Annotated in this window: 2 protein-coding genes; both read right to left on the bottom strand. The window is 71.8% G+C overall.

Annotation, left to right across the window (positions count from 1 at the left end; translation table 11 throughout):
- Positions 1–36: 36 nt before the first annotated feature.
- On the bottom strand, positions 37–900 hold the full coding sequence (locus ACIQOV_RS39160) for a DsbA family protein (RefSeq protein ID WP_401055630.1): 864 nt from the start codon (positions 898–900) through the stop codon (positions 37–39).
- Positions 901–980: 80 nt separating this feature from the next.
- Positions 981–1,490 carry a MauE/DoxX family redox-associated membrane protein gene (locus ACIQOV_RS39165; RefSeq protein ID WP_401055632.1) on the bottom strand — a complete coding sequence of 170 codons (510 nt, stop codon included), beginning with the start codon at positions 1,488–1,490 and terminating at the stop codon, positions 981–983.
- Positions 1,491–2,025 lie beyond the last annotated feature (535 nt).

Raw genomic sequence — 2,025 nt, forward strand, 5'->3', positions numbered from 1 at the left:
CTCCGGACGGGGAGGGGGCGGCGTGGCGGAGCGGGCTCAGCCGGCCGTCGGCGACGGGTTGTTGGCCTCCGAGGCGGTGCTGGTCGGCGCCGGGGTCTGCCCGTGCGAACCCGCCGTACCCGGCTGCTTGCCCTGGTTCGCGGCGTCCACCCAGGCCACCAGGTTGGCCGGGGTGATCTCCTCGCTGCCGTTCTTCGGGTAGATCGGCTGGCCGTTGAGCAGCACCGTCGGGGTGGACTTGAAGCTGGACTTGTCGAAGTCCTGCTGCACCGCGGACACCCACCCACCGAACTTGTTGTCGTTGACGCAGGACTGGAACTCGGGCGTGTCCAGGCCGTTGACCTGCTTGGCCAGGCTGAGCAGCACGGCCTTGTCGCCGAAGGCGTCGTTGGTCTCGTCCGGCTGGTTGCGGTACAGCACGTCGTGGAAGTCCCGGAAGTGCCCGGCGTCCTGGGCGCAGCCCAGGGCGTTGGCGGCGGTCTTGGAGCCCTTGCCCCCCACGGCCCGGTCGATGAACGACACGATGTGGTAGTTCGTGTAGATCTTCCCGGCGTCCTCCAGCTGGTCGATGGTGGACGAGAACTCGCGCTCGAAGGTGCCGCAGGCGGGGCAGCGCGGGTCCTCGTAGACCGTGAGGACGGAGGGCGCGTTGCCCGCGCCGACCGGGACGACCAGGTTCTTGTCGCCGATCGTCCCGGCCGGGACGGCGGTCGGCGTCTCCGGCTTGGAGCGCTGGTTCTGCACCACGACGCCGACGATCACCGCGGCGGCGATCACCGCGAGCACGGAACCGCCCACGATCAGCTTCTTCTTGCGCCGGGAGGAGACCTCCTCGGCCGCCCGCTGTTCCAGCATCCGCTCGCGGGCGGTGCGCTTGCCTTCTCGGTTCTTCTCGCTCATTGCCTTGACATCCACGGTCGGGGGCCTTCGTCGGGTGCAGGGGTGTGGGGGTCAGCTCGCCGGTGCGGGGGTGCGGGGGGTCAGTTCGCCAGCCAGGCGTCCACCGACAGCCGGGTGCGGGGCCGCCACAGCAGCCACCCGGCCAGCAGCAGGAACCCGGTGTCGCGCAGGATCTCCTGGAGGTACTCGGTCCGGGACTCGTCGACGTGCCCACCGCCGCCGAAGCAGCCGCAGTCGATCGAGATGCCGCGTGCCCAGGCGGAGGCGATCCCGGCGATGAAGACCAGCAGCAGCACCGCGGAGACCCCGGCCACCAGCCGGACGCCGAGGCCCACCACCAGCAGCACGGCCAGGGCCAGCTCCAGGAACGGCAGGCCGTAGCCGATCGGCTTGACCAGGCCCTCGGGAAGGATCTCGTAGGCCCGGACGGCCTGGGCGGCCTCCGCCGGGTCGGAGACCTTCGCCAGCCCGGCCCATCCCCAGACCACCGCGAGGCCGAGCCGCACGACCGTGCCGAGCCACTCGCTCCAGGCCGGCACCGGCCTCGCCGCCCGCGGCGCGGGCGCGGAGCCACCGGGCTGCGCGGTCATCAGGGAACCCCCCTCGGGAAACTCGTTCACTCCCTGATGAACCGCAAGGAATGAAGGGTGGTTCCTCCGCATTCGGGAATGAAGCCGGACGGGTGACGTTCTGTCCGAATGGACCGAACACCTGCGCGTCAGCGGCACCCCGCCGGCCATCCCGCTTCGAACAGATCGGGATGCCGGGCCGCCTCCGCGCACGCCACCGCCTCCCGCTCCGCGCGCTCGGCCCCGCGCCTGGCCAGCGCGTGCCCCACTTCCACGTGAACCCCGACCGCGGCGCCGAGCGCCAGCACGGCTGCCGCCGCCCGCAGCAGAACGGCCCGTTGGAGACCCCGCACCGGCTCACCCCTTCCGCTCGTCACCGCAACCGTTCGTGCACTCCTCCCTCCACTCAACGTCCGTCAACCCCGGCTGATGCGTGTCCCCACCCCTTGTTCACCCGTTCGGGTCCGCAGTCCGGCCGGAGCGCGGGGTGGAGGCGCGCGCCCGTGCCCACGCCCCGCGAAAAGCCGACGGCCCTCCACTCCCCGGGGAGTGGAGG

The sequence above is a fragment of the Kitasatospora sp. NPDC091257 genome, assembly GCF_044757675.1.
GTDB classification, from domain to species: Bacteria; Actinomycetota; Actinomycetes; order Streptomycetales; family Streptomycetaceae; genus Kitasatospora; species Kitasatospora lactacystinica.

What these genes read in the sequence shown, in the direction of transcription:
- ACIQOV_RS39165 (WP_401055632.1), bottom strand. Translation starts at nt 1,490, where the DNA reads ATGACCGCGCAGCCCGGTGGCTCCGCGCCCGCGCCGCGGGCGGCGAGG.
- ACIQOV_RS39160 (WP_401055630.1), bottom strand. Translation starts at nt 900, where the DNA reads ATGAGCGAGAAGAACCGAGAAGGCAAGCGCACCGCCCGCGAGCGGATG.